This window comes from Nocardia sp. NPDC050710 (genome assembly GCF_040654375.1).
Lineage (GTDB): Bacteria > Actinomycetota > Actinomycetes > Mycobacteriales > Mycobacteriaceae > Nocardia.
The window spans coordinates 24,970-45,090 of record NZ_JBFAHV010000037.1; the positions used below are offsets into that span (position 1 = coordinate 24,970).

Sequence of the window (20,121 nt, forward strand, 5' to 3'; positions counted from 1 at the left end):
GGGCACGGTCAGGATGAAGGTCTCGTTATGCAACAGTCTTCCGCTCCATTAACCGACACCGGTATCGGGCGGCCTGACTGGGCGTTCCCCCTGTCGGCAGCGCAGCGCGGAATTTGGTTTGCCCAACACATCGCGGGCGACATTCCGATCTCCATCGCCCAGTACGTCGACCTGACCGGACCCATCGACCTCGACCTGCTGGCACCCGCAGCGCGCCAGGCCGGGCGCGAGTTCGGCACCGGCTATCTGCGCCTGATAGAGCTCGATGGCCACCCATTCCAGTGTGTCGACACCACCCTGGACGATAGTGCGCGCATCATCGACTTCCGGCCCGAGCCCGATCCGGTGGCCGCCGCGCACGCCTGGATGCGCGATGAATACTCGGCGCCCCTTGATCTTATGAGCGATCGGCTGGCCTGCGTCGTCATGCTGCGGATCGCCGACGACCGTTGGTTCGGTTACTGGCGGATTCATCACATCGCGCTGGACGGCACGGGCGTGTCGTCCATGGCGCGGCGCACCGGTGAGCTCTACACCGCAGCGATCGAGGGGCGGCAGCCTCCCGCCGCACAATCCGAGGACCTCAGGAAAATCGTCGAAGCCGATCTGGCGTACCGCAGCTCCGACCGCTTCGCGGCCGACCGGGAGTACTGGCTCCGGCACCTCGACGGGATGGCCGATCCGGTTAGCCTCGCGGGCCGCACCGCCGACGTCGACGCGCACCCGAGCCGCGTCGAGGGTGCGCTGGCGCAGGACACGGCGGAGTTGCTGGAGACGGTCGCGAAGGCGGCCTCGTCGGGTGTGGCGCCTACGGTGGTCGCCGCGTTCAGCGCCTATCTCGCCGCGACGACCGGCTCACCAGAGGTGGTTTTGAGCCTGCCGGTTTCCGCGCGCACGACGGCGACCATGCGGCGCTCCGGCGGCATGGTCGCCAACGTCGTCCCGCTACGACTCACCCTGGATCCGACCACGACCGTCGGCGAGATGATCGGGGCCGCGCAGGGTGAGCTGACCGGTGCGCTGCGGCGGCAGCGCTACCGTCAGGAGGACATCTTCCGCGACCTCGGCTGGCCGATGGATGAGGTCGCGTCGTTCGGTCCGTCGGTGAACCTGATGATGATGGACACCAGGGTCCAGCTCGGCACGGTCACGGGACGAGCGCATGTGCTGACCGCTGGACTGATCGAGGACCTGTACGTCAATCTGTATCCCGGCGTGGGAGGTGAGAGCACCCACATCGATTTCCAAGGCAACGCAAACCTTTACAGCGACACCGAATTGGCCGCGCACCACGGCCGGTTCCTGCGATTCCTGCACCGCTTCCTCACTGCCGGCCCGGACGCGGCGCTGTCCACGGTGCCTGTCGTATCCGATAACGAGCTGTCCGAGCTGGCGCCGGCACGTGGACCGGCGGACGTCGCGCCGCGGACGCTGCCCCAAATCCTCTCCGCCGGTGCGGAAATCGACCCCGACGCGATCGCTGTCCGCTGCGGCGCGACCTGTCTGACCTACCGCCGGGCCGATGAATACACCAACCGGCTTGCGCGCGTCCTGATCGCCTCCGGTGCCGGGCCGGAACGCAGTGTGGCGATATCGATTCCGCGCTCGGTCGAGTCCGAGCTGGCGATGCTCGCGGTGGCCAAGACGGGCGCCGCCTTCGTGCCGATCGATCCGACCTATCCCGCCGACCGGATCGAGTATATGGTCCGCGACAGCGGTGTCATCCTCGGCGTGACCGTGGCGGCCGCACGAACGTCGTTGCCGGACAAGGTGAACTGGTTGATCCTCGACGAGGAGGCGATCGACCGGAGCATCGCCGAACAGGACGCGGCACCGGTCGACGACACCATACGGCATGCCGCGGTGCACCTGGATCAGGTCGCGTACATCATCTACACCTCGGGATCGACCGGATTGCCCAAAGGCGTGCTGGTCACGCATCGGGGATTGGCAAATCTGGTGGCGAGTTCCGGTCGCGGCTTCGGCATCGGTGCCGATTCCGTAATGGCACACGCTGTTTCGCCGAGTTTCGACATCTCGGTCGAGGAGATCCTGGTTACCTTCGCCGCCGGTGCGACGCTTGTTGTCGTCCCGCCATCGGCTTACGCGGGGGAGGAGATGGCGGAAGTCCTACGTGCGCACCGCGTCACCCATCTCGATGCCACGCCGGCAGTCGTGGGATCTCTCGACCCGGCGACACTGCCCGACCTGCGCACCGTCATTGTCGGTGGCGATTCGTGCCCAGCCGACCTGGTCACCAAGTGGTCCGGCCGTGTTCTTCTCAACGGATACGGGCCCACCGAAACCACCGTCACGGCGACATTGAGCGACGCGTTGACACCAGCTGGGCCGGTCACCATCGGTGGCCTCGTTCACGGTGTCTCCGCTGTCGTGCTCGATCCATGGCTGCGACCCGTAGCTCCGGGCACCATCGGTGAGCTCTACCTGGCCGGTGCCGGCGTGGCGCGCGGCTACCATCAGCGCAGCGGCCTCACCGCGCGCCGATTCGTCGCGAACCCGTACACGTGCGGCGAGCGGATGTACCGCACCGGAGATCTGGCGCGCTGGACCAGGAGCTCCGGCACGTTGGAGCTGGACTACCAGGGCCGCAGCGACTTCCAGGTGAAGGTGCGCGGCTTCCGCATCGAGCTCGGCGAGGTCGATGCCGCCCTGCAACGGCATCCCGACATCGACTTCGCGATCACTGTCGGCGCCGAGACCGATTCCGGCGCCACCGCATTGGTGTCCTACGTCCTGCCCGAGCCGGGTGCCGATGTGCATCCGGAAGCGCTGAAAGCGGCTGTCGGCGAATCGCTTCCGTCCTACATGGTGCCCGCCACGGTTGTGGTGCTGGATAACATCCCGCTGACACCGCTGGGCAAGGTGGATCGTAAGGCGCTGCCCGAACCCGATTTCGGTGCCCATGCGCACATGAGCCGACCGCCCTCGACTCCGCGTGAGAAGGCACTGGCCGCGTTATTCGCCGAGGTTCTCGGGCTGGAGTCGGTGGGCGTGGACCAGAGCTTCTTCGCGCTCGGCGGCGACAGCATCTTGTCCATCCAACTGGTCTCGAGGGCGAAGACTGCCGGGATCGGCTTCAGCGCACGGGATGTGTTCGAGCGCAAGACGGTTGCCGCGCTGGCGGTGGTGGCAACCGAGGTGCGTGCCCAGGTGGTACACGAACTGCCCGGTGGAGGCGTCGGGGCCGTCGAGCTCACGCCGATCGTGTCCGCGATGCTGGATCAGGGAGATACCTGGCGCCGGCTCGCCCAGGCCGTATTGATCGGCCTTCCATCCGACGTCGACCGCGCCCGGCTGGTCGCGGCCGTGCAAGCACTCCTCGACCACCACGACCTGCTGCGCTGCTCGTTGCGTAACTCCGACCACGGCTGGGAATGGACTGTCGCCCTACCTGGTTCGGTCGAGGCAGACACTCTGGTGGACGTCGTGACAACCTGTCGTGACGTGGACCAGACCTGCGAACACGAACTGGAACGTGCCGCAGACCTGCTCGACCCCGCGGCAGGAATCGTCGCGCGCTTCGTGCTGATCGAACGAGCGGACGCAGCTCCGCTGTGCTGGCTCGTGCTGCACCACCTCGTGACCGACACCGTGTCGTGGCGCAACCTGCTGCTGGATCTGGCGACCGCGGCAATGGGCGGCACCCTCGCTCCCGTCGGCACCTCGTTCCGGCGTTGGGCGCACGGACAGCTCGAGCACGCGGCCGGACGCGATACCGAACTGCCGGTCTGGCAACAGATCCTGGCCACGCCTGATCCGCCGATCGGCAGCGGCACCCTGGATCCGGCCGTCGACGTCGCCGCCACCATGGCGACCCGGCAGACCACCATCGCGTCGGACGTCGCAGCCACGGTACTCACCATGGTGCCGGACCGATTCCATTGCAGCGCCGACGATGTCCTGGTGACAGGGCTCGCGATGGCGGTGAGCCGCTGGCGCGACCGAAATACATCGCTGTTCACGCTGGAGGGCCACGGGCGCGCGGAGGCCGTCTTGCCCGGCGCCGATCTCGCCCGGACGGTGGGCTGGTTCACCAGTGTGTATCCGGTGGCCGTCGATCTGACGGGCATCGACCTCGACAATGCGTTCACAGGCGGCCCAGCGGCGGGCGTCGCGATCAAGACCGCCAAGGAACAGCTGCGGGCCGTGCCGGACAAGGGCATCGGGTTCGGCATGCTGCGCTACCTGAACGCCGACACCGTGGCGGCGCTCGCCGACAAGCCAACCCCGCAGCTCAACTTCAACTATCTCGGCAGGGCGCCGACCGGCGGCGAAGCCGGCCCTTGGCTGCCGCGACGCTTCGCGGCGACGCAGGACGACCGAGCGCCGTTGGCCGCGGTCGTCGACATCAACGCCGTGCTGACCGATTCCGGTTTGAAAGTGACCTGGGCCTACGCTACTCGCCTGCTCGATGCGGCCGACGTCGCAGCGCTCGCCGATCTCTGGGCGGACGCGTTACGGGCTCTGGCCGGCCACGCCGCGACAGCGAGCGCGGGCGGACGCACGCCGTGCGACTTCGATCTCGTCACGGTGACCCAGCGGCAGATCGATACGTGGGAGCACACTTATCCGAATCTCGCTGACATATGGCCGCTCTCACCATTGCAGTACGGCCTGTTCTTCCACGCGATGTACGACCCCGATACCGCCGACGGATACACGGTGCAGGCGCTGCTCACCCTTGCGGGCACCATCGACGCCGCGCGACTACGCACCGCCGCGGAGGCAGTGGTGACGCGGCACGACAACCTGCGAGTCGCCTTCGTGGAAACCGACGATGGGCCGCTCCAACTCGTCCTGACCAATGCCGACATCCCCTGGCAGGAGATCGACCTGACCGGAATCAGCGATGCCGAGGAACGGCAGCGAGAACTCGACCAGGTGATCGCCCTGGACGCGAGGACCCGATTCGAGCCGGCACGTCCGCCGCTGATCCGCTTCACGCTCGTGCGTACCGCCCCCGACCGATACCAGTTCGTGCTGACCAACCACCACCTGGTGCTCGACGGCTGGTCGACCTCACTGCTTGTGCGCGAGTTGCTGACCCTGTATGTCACCTCGGGCGACGCTTCGGCGCTCCCACCCGCCCACTCCTACCGCGAGTTTCTCTCCTGGCTGCGCGAGCAGGACCATGCGGCGTCGACCGCCGCATGGGCGCGATCCCTGGCCGGCATCGACACCTCTACGCGGGCGATCCCGACCTTGGCCGGGACCGGATCGATCGAGACCGGGATGGTGTCCGCCGACCTGTCCTGGGACACGACCAACCGGCTGGAAACGGTCGCCCGCGATATGGGCATCACGACCAACACAATGGTGCAGGCGGGCTGGGCGATGCTGCTGGCCATGCTCACCGGCCGAACCGATGTGGTGTTCGGCGCAACCGTATCCGGCAGGCCCCCGGAACTTGCCGGTGTCGAAGAAATGGTCGGGCTGTTCATCAATACGGTGCCGGTGCGCGTGCGCTTCGATCCCGCCGAGAAGGTGGTCGACATGCTGGCCCGCCTGCAGAGCGAGCAGGCGCGCCTGATGGATCACCAGCATGTCGGGCTCGCCGCCATCCACAAGGCCGTAGGCCTCGCCGAATTGTTCGACACTCTTACCGTTTTCGAGTCGTACCCGATCGATCGGGAAGCTTTGTCGCCGACGCTGGACATTGCGGGCATGCGGGTACTCGACGTCGCCGGTACCGATGCGACGCCATACCCGTTGAACCTCATGGTTATTCCACTCCGCGGCAGCGATGGGCAGCACACGCTGCGGATTACCCTGAAGTTCCTGACCGACCAGCTCGCACCCGAATCGGCGCGCCCTCTGCTGGATCGCTTCGTCCGGCTGCTGACGCAGTTCGCCGATAACCCGCACGCCCTGGTGTCCCGGCTACAGTACTGCGACGACGCGGAACACGCGGCTCTGCTGCCGGTCCGCGGGCCGAAGTCCGCGCCGCCGCAGACTCTGCCCGAGATCCTGTGCGCCGCAGCGCGGATCGACCCCGACGCCATCGCGGTGAGCGCGGGCGAACTGACGATGTCCTACGGCGAACTCGACGCCTGGTCCAACCGCCTCGCCCGGATACTGCTGCGCCGGGGCGTCGGGCGCGAGGTGGTCGTCGTGCTGGCGCTCACCCGATCACTGGAATCGGTGGTCGCGGCGTGGGCGGTGGCCAAGACCGGGGCGGCGTTCGCCCCGCTGGACCCGAACTACCCTGCGGAGCGCATCGAGCACATGCTCAGCGACTCCATGGCCCCGATAGGCGTGACGGTGAGTGCGACCCGCGAGACGCTGCCGGACACCCTCGACTGGCTGCTGCTCGATGACTTCGATACAAACCGTCAGATCATGACGGTGTCCGATGCGCCGATTACCGACGGGGAGCGCGGCGGCCCCATCCATATCGACCAGACGGCCTACCTGATCTACACCTCGGGCTCCACCGGCAAGCCGAAGGCTGTGCTGCTCAGCCATCGCGGCGTGGCGAATCTGGTAGCGGCTCAGAAGGAGTCACTAGAGCTGGATCCGACCGCCAGGGTGTTGCATGTGGCCTCACCGAGCTTCGACGCGTCGGTCTTCGAGCTGCTGACCGCGCACGGCGCGGGCGGCAAGCTGGTGATCTCGCCGCCGGATATCTACGGCGGCGCCGACCTGGATCGGCTGCTGCGCACCGAAAGAGTCACCCATGCGGCAGTCACGCCGTCGGCGCTGGCCACGATGGAGCCCACCGGCCTCGACCAGCTGCGGGTGCTCGCTGTCGGGGGCGAGGCCGTGAGACCGGAACTGATCGAGCAGTGGTCGGCCGGGCGGCGAATGGTGAACCTGTACGGTCCGACTGAGTTCAGCACCTGGGCGACCAGCCTCGGCCCGCTCGTCGCGGGCGAGCCGATCACCATCGGTGGGCCGATCCGCGGTGCCGCAACCATGGTGCTCGACACCTGGCTGCGCCCCGTGCCGGTCGGCGTCGCCGGTGAACTGTATCTGGCCGGTCCCGCGCTCGCATGCGGCTACTTCAACCGATTCGCGCTGACCGCGGGACGATTCGTCGCCGACCCTTACGGCGAGCAGGGCGAGCGTATGTACCGCACCGGCGACATCGTGCGCTGGGTCAGCGGGCACGATGGCGCATACGAGCTGGAGTATCTGGGCCGCAGCGACTTCCAGGTAAAGATCCGCGGATTGCGGATCGAACTCGGCGAGATAGATGCAGTGCTGTCCCGCGACGAACAGGTCGACTATGCGGTGACGATCGGCCGCACCGGACCCGCGGGGGAGACCGCACTGGTGTCGTATGTACTTCCCGCCGAGGGCGTCGAGCTCGACGTCGCACACTTGCGCGCCGTCGCGGCCGACACCCTGCCCGCGTATATGGTCCCATCCGCCTTCGTCGTGCTGGACGCGATCCCGCTCAGCGCGGTCGGCAAGCTCGACCGAGCAGCGTTGCCACTGCCGGAATTCACGGCCGGGCAGACCGAGTACCGAGCACCCTCGACACCGACCGAGAAAACCCTCGCCGCCATCTACGCGGGGCTGCTCGGCCTCGACAGGGTCGGCGCCGACGATTCCTTCTTCGCCCTCGGCGGCGACAGCATCGTCGCCATCCAGCTCGTGTCCAGGGCAAGGCAGCGTGGCGTCTACTGCACCCCGCTGCAGGTGTTCGAGCACCGCACCGTGGCCGCACTGGCAGCGGCCGCCGACGCCGCGGCCCTCGCCACGCAATCGGCGGTCGACACCGTACCCGGCGGCCTCGGGCTCGACGTGGTGTTGCCGATCCGGCTCGGCGGCACCGAACCGGCGCTGTTCTGCATCCACCCGTCGTCCGGAATGTCGTGGACCTATCTGGGATTCGCCGATGCGCTGGCGCCGGGCAGACCGATCTATGGACTGCAGGCACCGGATCTGGGCGGCGACGAAGCCCCGGCAGGCTCGATCGAGGAGTTCGCCGATCGATACATCCGCGAAATCCGAGCCCTGCAGCCCACCGGGCCGTACCACCTGCTCGGGTGGTCATTCGGCGGACTCATCGCGCACGCGATCGCGGCGAAGCTGAAGGACGCGAGCGACACCGTAGGCGTCCTCGCGCTGCTCGACGCCGATACCGCTGACACCGACGGTGACAGCGCCGAGCAGCTCACCGCCGGCGCTTTCGTCAACACCTTCGGCCCGATCCTCGGTATTCACGATGTGCCTGCCGAGGCGTCCGCACAGGAGGCCGCCGATCTGATACGTGCACGGCTGGGCGGTGTTTCGCTCATCGACGCAAGCACCATCGAGCGGATCGCCCGGTCGTACAACGCGGCGGCGCAGACCAGAACGGGATACCAGCGTCCCGTATTCGACGGCGACATCGTGTATTTCAGCGCAACCGTCGACACCTCCGACGACTTCGGCCCGGTCGGCTGGCAGCCCTACGTGACCGGCGAAATCATCAACCACGACATCGAAGTCACCCACGACGGACTGACCGCACCCCACGTGCTGCCGATCATCGCGCGCATACTCGACCAACATTTGGATGGTCGAGGCCCTCGCAAAGCCTCGAGATGAGCGGAGATTCGCTAGCGTGGGGTCAGGACGATGACCGGGATCTGGCGGGCGGTTTTGCGCTGGTAGTCGGCGTAGAGGGGGAAGGCGGCTATGGCGCGCTCCCACCACAACGCCTTTTCCTCGCCGAAGACCTCGCGTGCGGTGTAGTCGTCGGCGACGGTGCCGTCCTGCAACTCGACGTGGGGGTCAGCGATGATGTTGTAGTACCAGACCGGGTGATCGGGTGCTCCGGCCAGCGAGGCGACCACGGCGTATTCGCCATTGTGCTCAACGCGCATCAAGGGGGTCTTGCGGAGTTTGCCCGTCTTGTTGCCGATGGTCGTCAACAGAACCACCGGCATGTCCATGATTGTCGTGCCTTCCGCGCCACCGGATTTCATGATCCGCTCGGCTTGATCGGCAGCCCGTGCCGTGGTGCCGCGTTGGTATTCTCCGCTCAATGGCATGGTGATCAGCCCTTCGGCTCGGGCCGGGTACGGTCGGTGTCCGCACTCTGCAGCGGTGACACTCCGACGGGAGTGTTCTGCGCGGCCGCCAGCCACCACCGGCCATCGCGTTCGACCAGCACGTACATCGCCATCTCGGAGAACCCCTCGCCGTCGGCCGCCTGTCTGCGAATCTGTGTCACCACCACGCCGGATGCGGGAGCGAGTGCGGCAACCACCTCGAATCGTGACGGCGGAGCCACCTTTGCTGCCATCAGGCGGTGATGGATCGCGTTCAGCTCGGCGTATCCCGTCAAACTTGCCCCAAAAGGGCTGCCCCACAAGATATCTGCCGCGAAGGCGGAATCGTATTCGTCGGCGTCGCCGGCTCGTTGTAACCCTTCGGCGAACTCGGTCGCCACCCGGTGGGCCCGGTCGGCACGCTCGGGATCGCTCACTGTAGGTCGAGCATTCATCTTTGGTCCTATCTTCTACCGCGGAGCAATTCGAGTACAACGTACTCGATATAACCGCACGAATTCAAGTACGATGTACGCGAGAACGAGGAGGCCCATGTCGAGCCAGGACAACACCACGATCTGGATGCGCCCGGAGGAGCTGGAACGCTCGGGGCGGGGGCGCCGGCCCGGCTACAGCAGGGCCCAGATCACGCAGGCCGCCGTCGAGGTCGCCGACGAGGAGGGCATGGATGCCGTGACCATGCGGCGGATCGCCGCGGAACTCGGCACCGGAGCGATGTCGCTGTACCGGTATGTCGCCAGCAGAGACGACCTGATCGATCTCATGATCGACGCCGTCGTGGGCGAGATCGCCCTTCCCGCGCGACCGAGTGGAGACTGGCGCCAAGACTTGTCACTCGTCGCCGAGCAGACACGCGCGGCGGGTTTGCGCCACCCCTGGCAAATCGCCCTGGCCAACAGACGCCCGACCCTGGGCCCGAACTCCCTGCGCGTGCAGGAATTCGCCATGTCCGCACTAGACGGCTTCGGGCTGGACGTCGATGAAATCGCCAGCCTGGTCGGAATGCTGAGCGACTACGCCCACAGCGCCGTCCATCGGGAGATCGGATGGCTGGAACAGGCCCGGCGCACCGGGATGGACATGACCCAATGGATGAGTGGTTACGTCGGACCATATGTCGCCCAGATCGTCGTTTCCGGGCAGTATCCGATGTTCACTCGGTCGATCGAACAGGCACGGGTTCCGCATCTACCACCCGAGAAGCGCTTCCGATACGGGCTCGCCCATGTGCTCAACGGCATCGCCGCCGGCCTTCCCACCGAAAGCGGGCGGGCGGTCGGTGTCCCCGACGAGTCGAGCGGACGCCCTTGCGGCGCGGGTTGATCTCGCCGAGGTGTCGACGGCCACTATCGAAAACGGTGGCGGGCAGCCGCGTACACCGCGACGCAATCGAGGCCATGCGTCATGTGTGGGCGCCGCCGTGAAGCCAGTCGGCCCAGGGGATGCTCCAATCGCCGTTGTGCCAGATGTCGAGGGGGTCGCCGCCGGTGTTGCGGACCTCGACGACGTCGCCGGGGATGACGAAGTCGTAGAACCATGCCGCGTCGTCGGGGGAGATATTGAGGCAGCCGTGTGAGACGTTGGTGTTGCCTTGGGCCCACATGGTTGAGGCCAGTTCGTGCACGAAGATTCCGTCGTGGCTGATGCGGACCGCGTGGTTGATGCTCGTGCGGTAGCCGCCGGCGCTGGTGGGCAGGCCGTAGCTGGCGGAGTCCATGATCACCGGGTCGTTTCGGTCCAGCACGGTGTAGATGCCGGGGCGGGTCCAGAACGACAGGTATCTGCCGCCGACTGCCGTGGTGCCGCCCTTGCCCATCGATGTGGGCATGGTGCGCACCAGGTTTCCGCTGTCGAAGACCTCGATCTGTTTGGTGTCGTCGTCGGCGATCGCGACGTGCGCGGGGCCGATGCTCACCGAAACCCGTTGATCGCGCAGGCCGTAGCGTCCCTCGCCGAGCGCGCGGCCGAACAGTTCGGCCTCGATCGTGATCCTTGATCCCGGTAGGTGGTAGTGCTCGGGTCGCCAGTGCGCATTCTGATCGTCGAGCCAGTACCAGGCGCCGGTGATGGCGGGCTGAGTGGTGACCTTCAGGTGGCGTTGCGCTGCGGCCCGGTCGACGGGTTCGTCGAAATGGGCGACGAGCACGAAACCTACTCCGTAGATGTCGTTTTCGGCCAGCTCGACGAGATTGGCGGAGCGCAGGGAGACATCGATGAGCTGTTGCGGTCGCACGGTGGTGCAGGTTGTCGTCGCGGTGACGTCGCCGGTTTCGCCGTGTGCTACGGCTTTCGCAGTGTAGGTGTGTCCGTAGCCGAGCGGTTCGGCGCTGGTCCAGGTTCGATGATCGGGTGCCGGTGCGCCCGGTAGTAATCTGCCCGTTTCGTCGATCCATTCGACCGACCGCAGCGTCCCGTCGGTGACCGTCACCGTGCCGGGGCTGCGCGCATCGACGTCATGGGTGCCGGGTAGGGGATCGAATCGGAGTGTGGCGGGTTTGGGGGGCGCGGGTTCTCGCCCGCATCCCGCCAGGGCGAGGCCACTCGCACCGGCGAAGCTGATCAGTAGCCGACGACGTCCCAATGCCACCGTGTGTCTCCCTTCGCTGGGGTGCTGGGCCGACCTTCGTCCGCCAGCATGTGGTAGCTACACGCTTGCTGAGACAGCAACGGGCGGAATCTCCACCGATCCGTCGCATAACCGACACCGTTCCGCGATTGATCCAGGCGCTGCCGCTGCGGCTCGGAAGTCGCTATCGCTGGTGTTGCGGTTGGGGGCGGATGGTGAGGATCTGCTGGGCGTATCCGATGGGTCCTCGGGTGTCGTGCAGGACGGTGGTGGTCAGGCCCTGTCCGGGTGTCGAGCGAGGCCACGTATCCGCCGGGCCATACGGAGGTCAGTGGCCAGGAGGGCAGGGTTTCGGGTTCCGGGAGCCGGTCGGGTTCGCCGCCTGCGACGCTGTCGGTGTCGTCGGTGTTCAGGAACCATGCGCGCGCGGTCACGGTGGGGCGGCCCGCGATGACGACCGTCGCCTGGGCGAGTTCGACGGTGCGGCCTGGCCGGATGGTTTCGACGTGAATGTCGAACTCCTCGAACGCGATTCGGCCGAGGATGTCGAAACTGATGCGGCTCATCGCGAGGGCTGGGCGTGTTCGCGCGCCCGTACTCGTTCGATTTCGTGGACGATCAGCCCGCCCAAGGGACTGAAGTGTTGCTCGCTGGTGTCCCACGCGCCGCCCGCATGCCCGGTCGGGACGAAGCGGTGCGCGCCGCGACTGTTCGTCCGAGCCTGATCTACGGCCTGATCGACATCGCCCCGCAGGTGCTGACCTCCGGGGGGCGTTCTCTTTTCGCGAACGAAAAGATCGTCCACGAGATCCCGCACCGCCCCGGCGCGGGGCACGATCAAGCGGCGTCAGTCCTCCGTTTCCATATGCGATTCCATGCGCGCCAGAATGTGGTCGATCTGTTCGCGCACCCACTCGGTGAGGCGGTCACTGCTCATGGCGGTGGCGACCGGGGCCGGGTGGTCCAGCGGCATGACGTAGCGGCCGTCGTCGGGGAGGTCGCGCCAGAGCATGCCGGCTTCGATCCGGCCGCGCGGGCCGTACTTGGAACGGCCCTGCAGGACCTTGACGATGCCGGTGCTCACCGCGGGGGTCGCGAAGAAGGCGTCGCTGCGGATCGTGTCGTCGTCTGTGTCGTCGTTGTCCGAGACGCCGGACGACGGGCCTTGGTCGACGATCGTGGGCTCCGAGGTGGGCAGGGCGAGCTGGATATCGTCCAGGCTGCCTGCATTGCATTGGGGCAGCAGCCCGAGCACGGTCTGGGCCAGGGTGTGCGGGTCGCATTCGACAGCGTCGAAACCACCCGCGTGCATGAGGGTTTCGCCGGGGCGCTGGGTGATGATGTACCCGCGGGCGCGTTGCCGGACGGCATGTACCCGGGTGCGCGCTTGCGGGTTGTCGAAATCCTGGTCGTCCCAGGCGTGCGCCACGATGAAGATGTCGGGTCGGGCGATGGCGCCCGCCATGGCGTCCAGTTCGTGGTCGAACCGTGCCCGCAACTGCTGATGGACCTCCAGCTTCTCCCGCTCGTAGTCGTCCGCCAGCCGGGTGCGGCTGGTGAAGACGAACGGGGCGGGCAGTTCGCCCTGCCGCACCTCCTCGCACAGCAGGTTGAACTCCAGGTCGGTGAACTCCCAGGTTCGGCTCACGAGTCGATCACCGGCTTCACCCGGTCCGGCACGGTGCCGATGGCGTCGTCCAGATGCGCCTTGGACTGCAGGTACTTGGCCGGTTTGTGCGCGGTGTTGCCCTGCGCACCACCGCCCGCACCGGCACCGGGCGGACCCATCATCGGGGCACCGCCCATCCCGTTCGCGCCCTGGCCCGCGGCCGCTGCGGCCGGGTACAGCGGCTGTTCGGCGCCGGGCAGCGACGCGCGTGGAAACATTTGCCCGGCACGGGCCTGCTGATAAGCAGGCTCGGACTGACCGCCTGGACTGCCCACACCACTGCCACTACCGGAACCGGTGCCACCGCCGCCCGCGCCGGACGGCGTATCGGACAGATCGCCCACGGCGGCGCTGAGCGCGGCCGGGTCGAACCGGCGCAGCATCTCATGCAACTGGTCCGCGCCTGGCAGGGTGGCACCGAGCTGACCGAGAGACTCCAGTCCCTGGGTGAGCGCCGTGCTGATCTGGCCGAGGAATTCCTTGCCCGCCTGGGCGAACGACGCCGGGCCCGCCGTCTGACCGGGCAGCCCGGCCACAGAGGACGACTGGCCCGGCAGGCCGGCACCCGAGGTCGAGTGGTCACTACTCGTTCCGGTCGCGGCCGCCAGCGCCTTCTCGTCTAGCGCGTTCGGCAGATTGTTCAGCACCGACCGCACCTGCGCCGGATCGAGACCGGTGAGCTTCGCCAGTTCGCCGACGTCCGCCACCTCCGGAATGTTCTTCAGCACCGAGCGCACCTGCGCCGGGGAGAGGCCGCTCATCTTGGACAGCGTGTCCTCGTTCAGCAGCTTCGGCAGATCGCGGAGCATCGAACGCACCTGGGCCGGATCGGCACCGGTAGCCTTGGCGAGCGCGTCCTCCAGGCCGCTCGCGCCGGATCTACCCGCACCCGCCCCCGATGACCCACTGCCCCTTCCACCGCTGCCCGACGATCTGCCCTTCGCGCCGTTGGGCAGCGGAGCGGACCCGAGCGACGGGACGCTGGGCATGCTGGTGTCGCTGCCTCCCGAGGACGAGTCGGACGACGACTCGCCGGGAAGGCTGCTGCGCGGGAACGGATTCCCCGAACTCGACGGGCGCGCCTGCGCCCCGCCGCCGTCCGGCGAACCACCACCGGATGAGCCGACCGGGGTCGCCGCACCGCCGGTGCCGGCCGCCGCGGACTCGGCATCCCGGCGCGCGGCTTCGTAGCCGGGTGGGAGCCGACCCTGCGACCCGGAACCCCCGCCGCTGCCGCCACCACCTTTGGCGCCATTGGGCAGTGGGGCGCCGCCGCCCGATCCCGTGCCGCCCCATTCGTGCGACCCGGAGCCGCCAGGGCCCGCTCCTGCGCCGGAACCCTTTGTGTCGTAACCGGACTGGTTCGCTGGGTCGACTTGACCGTAGCCCAGATGGTCTTTCGTATCCTGCTGGTTCCGGTAACCCTGCTGCTGGTTCCCGTAACCCTCCTGGTTGTCCCCGTACTGACCGTTGCCGTTGCCGTACTGACCGTTGTTGCCCGGCTGGTTGTTCCCGGACTGGTTCTGGCCCTCACCGCCCTGCGGCACCGGTTGGGTAATCGGACCGTTCACCACGGGCATCGCCGAGACGGTGTTCTTCATGCCCTCGCCGTAGTGCTTCTGCCACTCGTTGCGGTACCGGCGGGTCACCCGGCCAGGGCAGCAATCACCGGGATCGGGGCTGGAGGGCATGCTCAGCCTGGTCAGGTGCAGCCACTGCGCGCTGTAGTCCAGGTTCTGGCTCATCGCGATCATCGAGGTGGCCAGCGGTTGCACTCCGTCGGAGTAGTTTTTGATCGCCGCGGCCGCCGCGGCCGCGCCCTGCCCCTCCCATGCCTCGGTGCCGGTGTTGATGGCGTTCACGAAGGTGTTGAGCTTGCCGAGCAGGTCGTTGGCCATGCTGTGCCAGGTGCCCGCGGCGGCCAGCACCGGAGCCGGGTCGAGATCGCGTCCCAGCTCGTATAATTCGCTGAAGGCGAGGCTGTCCTTGTTCTCGATGTTGGCGGTGACGCCCGGATCCTTCTCGCCCTGGTAGTCCTTCAGCGAGGCGGGGAAACTCTCTGCGTTCGCGTTCTGGACGTGCGGCCTGCCGTCCTTGCCCCTCCAGGCGAATCCGCCGTTCGCCTTGTCGAATTCGGCGTCCGGCCCGCCCGGCTTCCGTGCGCCGGGGGTGTAGGGGCCGGCCTCGGTCGGAATCTTCAGGACGTTGAGCGCCTGGAAGTTGCTCTCGGACTCACCCTCGGCGTTCGCGTATGCCTTGCCCGCCGCGATGTAGGTCTCGCCCATATCCGTGACGATGTCGGCGTGGTCTTTGAGGATGGTTCGCAGCCGGTTTCCCTTGGCGGTGAACGCCATCGCCAGCTGGGTGCCGGAGGTGAGGGTGCCGATTGGCGCGAAATTATCGAGGCGCAGGTTCGTCACGGCCGCGGCCATACCGAGCAGGTCGTCGACCAGATCGGCGCAAGCGCGAGCGGCGGCCAGCGCGTCGGCCGTGTCGAACTTCAGATACCCGGCCTGCGCCTGGTTCTTCAGGCCCGACCACGTGCCCGGTTCGAGAGCCATCCCGTTCACCCTTCTCGTTGCACGGGCGCACCGCGTGCGCCGCGTCAGTCGTCGTTGTCGGCCACCATGGACCGGGGCGCGCGGGCGCCGGAATCGTCGTCGTCGGGCCAGCGGTTCCGGTCCGGCGAAGTCAGCGGCGGTGGGGGCGCCGTCGGCATGAGCGAGCCCAGATCCGGTGCGCCCTCGATGATCTCGGAGAGCTTCGGCAGGGCGTTCTTGCGTTCCAGCAGCGGGCGCATGAGCTCCCGGCTGCGCTCGGCCGCCTTCGCCGCGGCGGCCTGCACTGCCGCGGTGACGTTCTCCGCGATCTCCTCGAGGGTCAGATCCAGGACGTCGTCGGCGAACTTGGTGTCGATCAGTATGCCGTCGGCGTTCACCGTGACCTCGATGCGCTGATCGCATACGCTCACCGTCTCGGTGAGCCGCGAACGCCGCTGCTGCAGTTCGGCGATGCCGCGGAACTGGTCACCGAGACCCTCCACCAGCGTCGCCATATCGGCGCGCAGGCGTTCGTTGACGGTGGGCTGCCCGGTCACGCCGTCGGCTTCCCGAACTGGCCGGCATTGCCGGAGTCGGTATCGGCCAAGGCGTCCGCGGCATCACGCTGACCGGTCGCCATGTCGCCCAACGTGGTCGCGGCGCCGATGGCGCCCTCGATCAGGTTGTCCCGCGCCGCCTTGTAGCCCTTGTCGCCGTCGAAGAACTTGTGGCCGCGCTTGTCATCCCCCCACGGCATGACGGTGCTGTCGGACTCGATACCGCTGAGGGTGTTGCGCAGCTTCTCGGCGACCCCCTTGACGTCGTTCGACAACTCCCGGGTCAGATCCGAAGCGTGGCGCAGCTTCTGGGGATCGACCTCCAACCGATCCGCGGCCATGGCACTCCCTTCTGTGTCGTCGGATTACGGGGTGAATGGGACATCGACCTGATCGCCGGCGTTCGCGGGTGGCGCACCCGCCGCGGGCGCGGCGCCCGGGGCCGGCAACCACTGCTGCTCGGAGGAGCCACTCGACGATGGCGGTGAATACGGGCCGGGCAGCGGTTCCACCCACGGCCACTGCTTCGGCCGCGGCTTGCCGCGCACGTCCTTGCCCTCGCCCAGGAACGGTTCGCTGTGGTGGGTGGCGATCGGGTTTCCGTTGCCGCTCCCGCCATTCGCGCCGGTTACCTGAGCACCGGACGGCGGGGGCGGCGGTGGCTGCGCACCGCCGGAGCCGGAATGCCCGCTGCCCGACGAGGAGGACGACCCCCTCGGCGCCGGGGGAGCGGCGTGCGACGATCCCGAGCCGGTCGAAGGCGGTGGGGTCCAGCCGCCGTCGACCGAGGACGACCACGAGGTCGGGGGTTGATTGGTGCGGGCGTCGTGGTACACGGTGCTGCCCGAGCCACTGCTCGAACTGCTCCCGCCGCTCCGGAACGAGCTCGCGGCGTCGTAGTAGACGCTGTTGCCCGAAGCGCTGCTGTGCGAGGACGGCGGCCGGTTCGACGAGCCCGCGACGGTGGAGTGCACCGGCTGAACCGAGGACGACACGCTCGCGCCGGATCCGCTGACCGACTGGCCGGACGGCCGGGAACTCGACCCGCTGGACGAACCGTCGCTCACCGGTGGCCGGGGCGCCGCATTGCCGGAATTCGGTTTCGGCATCCAGACATAGGAGCGAATGTCGCTGTGCCCCGGCGCAATCGGCTTGCCGATGGCGAAACCACCGCGCGCACCGCCCACCACCGCACCCCGCGTGACACCGCCGACCCAGCCCGGCCCAGAGGCGAACGACGACCAGTCTCCGGTCGCCGCGCCCACGGCCAGGTTGCCGAAGGTGGTGCCGACCGCACCGGAGGCGCCGCCGATCACCGCGCCACGACCGACCCGGCCCGCGATGTTGTTCAACTGCTTGCCCGCAACCTTGTCGATACCGTGCCCGAGATAGCGCCCGACTTCGCGTCCAGGCACCACGCCCGCGACACCGGCGAGGACGGACAGCCCGAACTCCTTGCCGTTGAAGTGCCGTCGTTTGCCCGCCGCGAGCTGGCCGACCTGCACCGAGCCGTTGATGGTCCCTACGATGGCGGTCGCCTCTATGGCCCGCGCACCGTAGACGCCCCAGCCCTTCGCGGTGGGAAAGACCGGCCGCAGCCGCGCGGCCTGGGTCCAGAAGTGCCGCTTGGCGGTCGAAGCACCCAGGCGTGCAGCGAGATTGGTGATCGCCTTCTGCACGAAGTCCTCGAACACCTTGAGGAAGGAGCGCGTGGTGGTGATCGCGGCCGCCTCAACCGCGGGCGCGGTGGGCGGAAAGAGCCAGGCCCACAGGATCTCCAGCGCCAGCCAGGCCAGCGTCACGATGACGGTGATCTTGGTGGCCTGGATCTCGGTGCCCATATCGAAGGTGCTGTCACCGACGGTGCTCATGAACTCCGCCAACGCCTCGATGGAGTGGTCGCCGGTGCGCAGCGCGTCATAGCGCGCGCCCATGGCGGGACCGCCCTCGCCCTGCGAATAGGCCTCGATGGTGGCCAGTTTGGCCGCATCGATATCGGCGAGCAGAGCCGTCAGCTCCGTGCTCGCCGTCTTCCATGCTTCCGACACCGCCCATGCGGCGTCCTCGTCGCCCTCCGGCCAGGTGGTTCCGGCCACCCAGGCCAGCCACTGCAACCCCTCGGGCATGTGAATCGTCATCGCTGCACCGCGGCGGCTCCCAACCGCCCCGCCGGATTGCTCACCGCAGCTCTCCTCTCGGCGTTCGATGTCGTGGGATTAGAACGCAGACAGTTGAATTCGCGATGACGGGCAAACGAATTCGCCGCACCGGCGCCGTTCGCTCCCGAGTGGTAGCGTGCGGGCCCGATCGAGGAGGTGCCGCTTTTCATGACCGCAGAAGAGGATTCGCTTCCCGCCGATTCCGAGTCGCCGCTCGCCGACGTGGCGAGCCGCCGGATCGCCGAGGAATTGATCGCGCTCGCCCCGCCCGGCTGGCACGAGATGCAGGCGGTGTTCGCGCTGACCGCCGTATCGGAGCTGGCGTCGGTCTTCTTCACCGACGAGCAAGGCCATCCGGCCCAAGTGTTGCCCTCCGAGGAGGTGCTGGCACTGGTCCGGCGACACCGCGAGGCATCGGCCGCCCTGCCCGGTGGCCCGTGGTGGCGTTACCTGGTGATGGCGTCGGCATCCGGCGAGATCGGTGACGAGCACGACTTCGGCGCCGAGCCTTTCCCGGACGACCACCTCTTCCCGCCGGAGGTGTATCGGGCCGACCTGGAGGCGTTTCCGCGGGCACGGCTCCCGGTCTGGCTGGCGGCCCATATCGGGCACGAGGACCGACAGTCCCGGCCCACCGAGCAGGCGGCGGCATTGGCCCGGACCGCCACGCTCACCCCGGAAATCGAGACGACATTGCCCGCGCTGCCGTTGCTGGCGATGCGCTGGGCGGCAATCGCCGCGGCGTTCGTGGCGGCCGGATCTCCGTGGGGGCCGCGAGTGCTGCCCGCGCTCGGCCTGTTCGAGGGCGCCGAGCGCAGCGGTTCCTCGTTGTGGCTGGTCCCTGGCGACCGGGCGGTGCTCTCCGGCGGAGTATGGAACGACCCGGTGCTGGACGCGGTCTACAACGCCGGCGCTCCCATGCCGGATCTGTACGCGGGCGCGCCGGGGTGGGTGGCGAACCCGCTGCTCAACCCGCGCGCCGGGTCTGGGCTGCTCTCCTTCTGCTACTGGTGGGAGGGTGCCCACTGGTATCGTGGCGCCGCCCCGCCCGCGAGCGAGGTCGCGGCCGCGATTCCCGGGGTGTGGACCAGGGAGAGCGCAGCCGACATCGTGGTGTCGCTGGCCGAGGAATCGGGCGTCGGAGCGCGGGACGCCGCACTGGAACTGGTGCTGGCCGCGGAGCACGGCGCGGCCGAACGCGCACTGCTGGTGCGGCTTTTCGGCGAGCGCGAGGATGTGGACGGCGCACTACACCAGCTACTCATGGCGGGCGCGGCGGGCTGACCATCAGGGGCCTCACCGCCAACCCGAAACCGCGCGCCAGCGCTTCTGGAAGGATCGCTTCGAGCGAAGCTCTCAGGACCATCGAGCGTAGCGAAATACCTGATGATGTAGACGCTCGCGAAGTCATCGAAACCCTCTCCGCGCCACTGTGTTTCCGTATACTTGTCGGCCACGAAGCTCCCGACAGCGCCTTCATACTGGCTACTGGCGTAAGTGCCGGATTGCCGTGTCGGTGAGCAGCGGCCGGAGGATGCCGAGGTCCTCGAACGGAACGCAGCGGGTGGCGACGGCGGTTCAAATCATGTGGGATTCCTGGTAGT

The 20,121-nt window shown here is 67.7% G+C and carries 12 protein-coding genes; 3 read left to right on the forward strand and 9 right to left on the reverse strand.

All coding sequences use genetic code 11. The annotated features are described in order from the left end of the window. Positions 1-27: 27 nt before the first annotated feature. The gene (locus AB0H61_RS36700) at positions 28-8,559 is read left to right on the forward strand and encodes an amino acid adenylation domain-containing protein (RefSeq protein WP_357312942.1); all 8,532 of its coding nucleotides are present in this window, start codon (positions 28-30) and stop codon (positions 8,557-8,559) included. An 11-nt stretch (positions 8,560-8,570) separates the two neighbouring features. Here the strand turns inward: AB0H61_RS36700 and AB0H61_RS36705 are convergent, their stop codons facing one another. Both AB0H61_RS36705 and AB0H61_RS36710 read right to left on the reverse strand, forming a co-directional pair. Continuing rightward, entirely contained in the window at positions 8,571-9,005 is a 435-nt protein-coding gene (locus AB0H61_RS36705) for a nitroreductase family deazaflavin-dependent oxidoreductase (RefSeq protein ID WP_357312945.1), read from the reverse strand. A 5-nt stretch (positions 9,006-9,010) separates the two neighbouring features. After that, positions 9,011-9,406 carry a nuclear transport factor 2 family protein gene (locus tag AB0H61_RS36710; RefSeq protein WP_357312947.1) on the reverse strand — a complete coding sequence of 132 codons (396 nt, stop codon included), beginning with the start codon at positions 9,404-9,406 and terminating at the stop codon, positions 9,011-9,013. 151 nt (positions 9,407-9,557) lie between these two features. On the opposite strand from AB0H61_RS36710, the gene AB0H61_RS36715 reads away from it, so the two are divergent. Beyond that, on the forward strand, positions 9,558-10,349 hold the full coding sequence (locus tag AB0H61_RS36715; protein WP_357312950.1) for a TetR/AcrR family transcriptional regulator: 792 nt from the start codon (positions 9,558-9,560) through the stop codon (positions 10,347-10,349). 79 nt (positions 10,350-10,428) lie between these two features. Here AB0H61_RS36715 and AB0H61_RS36720 read toward each other — a convergent pair whose 3' ends face one another. The 7 genes from AB0H61_RS36720 to AB0H61_RS36750 form a co-directional block, all read right to left on the reverse strand. After that, the gene (locus tag AB0H61_RS36720) at positions 10,429-11,613 is read right to left on the reverse strand and encodes an Ig-like domain-containing protein (RefSeq protein ID WP_357312953.1); all 1,185 of its coding nucleotides are present in this window, start codon (positions 11,611-11,613) and stop codon (positions 10,429-10,431) included. Next, entirely contained in the window at positions 11,586-12,158 is a 573-nt protein-coding gene (locus tag AB0H61_RS36725) for an acyl-CoA thioesterase domain-containing protein (RefSeq protein WP_357312956.1), read from the reverse strand. Before AB0H61_RS36725 ends, AB0H61_RS36720 begins: the two co-directional genes overlap by 28 nt. A gap of 281 nt (positions 12,159-12,439) precedes the next feature. Continuing rightward, positions 12,440-13,240, reverse strand: a complete 801-nt coding sequence (locus AB0H61_RS36730) for an ESX secretion-associated protein EspG (protein ID WP_357312957.1) — start codon at positions 13,238-13,240, stop codon at positions 12,440-12,442. Further along, the gene (locus AB0H61_RS36735) at positions 13,237-15,822 is read right to left on the reverse strand and encodes a hypothetical protein (protein ID WP_357312960.1); all 2,586 of its coding nucleotides are present in this window, start codon (positions 15,820-15,822) and stop codon (positions 13,237-13,239) included. The genes AB0H61_RS36730 and AB0H61_RS36735 overlap by 4 nt, the downstream gene beginning before the upstream one ends. Before the next feature lie 44 nt (positions 15,823-15,866). Beyond that, the gene (locus AB0H61_RS36740; protein WP_357312962.1) at positions 15,867-16,358 is read right to left on the reverse strand and encodes a YbaB/EbfC family nucleoid-associated protein; all 492 of its coding nucleotides are present in this window, start codon (positions 16,356-16,358) and stop codon (positions 15,867-15,869) included. Beyond that, positions 16,355-16,699, reverse strand: coding sequence for a hypothetical protein (locus AB0H61_RS36745; RefSeq protein ID WP_357312965.1), 345 nt, complete (start codon positions 16,697-16,699; stop codon positions 16,355-16,357). Before AB0H61_RS36745 ends, AB0H61_RS36740 begins: the two co-directional genes overlap by 4 nt. A 24-nt stretch (positions 16,700-16,723) precedes the next feature. Then, positions 16,724-18,496, reverse strand: a complete 1,773-nt coding sequence (locus tag AB0H61_RS36750) for a hypothetical protein (protein ID WP_357312967.1) — start codon at positions 18,494-18,496, stop codon at positions 16,724-16,726. A gap of 189 nt (positions 18,497-18,685) precedes the next feature. Here AB0H61_RS36750 and AB0H61_RS36755 point away from each other — a divergent pair, with 189 nt between their 5' ends. After that, positions 18,686-19,801, forward strand: a complete 1,116-nt coding sequence (locus AB0H61_RS36755) for a hypothetical protein (protein WP_357312968.1) — start codon at positions 18,686-18,688, stop codon at positions 19,799-19,801. Positions 19,802-20,121 lie beyond the last annotated feature (320 nt).